2 tRNA genes are annotated in these 217 nt (G+C 55.8%); both read left to right on the top strand.

Features of this window, described 5'->3' with window-relative positions:
• The first annotated feature begins 19 nt into the window (after positions 1 to 19).
• Positions 20 to 96 (top strand) — tRNA-Ile (locus JYJ84_RS37525).
• 42 nt (positions 97 to 138) lie between these two features.
• Positions 139 to 214, top strand: a tRNA-Ala gene (locus JYJ84_RS37520).
• The last annotated feature ends 3 nt before the right edge of the window (positions 215 to 217 follow it).

Below are 217 nucleotides of genomic sequence, written 5' to 3'. Positions count from 1 at the left end.
AAATTAAAGACAGACTCAGGGGTCTGTAGCTCAGTCGGTTAGAGCACCGTCTTGATAAGGCGGGGGTCGTTGGTTCGAATCCAACCAGACCCACCACCGTCTTGTGTGGCGGTACACACCTGAGGAATATCTGTACATGGGGGCATAGCTCAGCTGGGAGAGCACCTGCTTTGCAAGCAGGGGGTCGTCGGTTCGATCCCGTCTGCCTCCACCAATC

Origin of the sequence: Burkholderia sp. LMG 13014 (assembly GCF_905232215.1) — a bacterium.
Taxonomy (GTDB): Bacteria; Pseudomonadota; Gammaproteobacteria; order Burkholderiales; family Burkholderiaceae; genus Burkholderia.
Note: the sequence above shows the minus strand (reverse complement) of the source record. Positions and strands in the feature narration are given on the sequence as shown.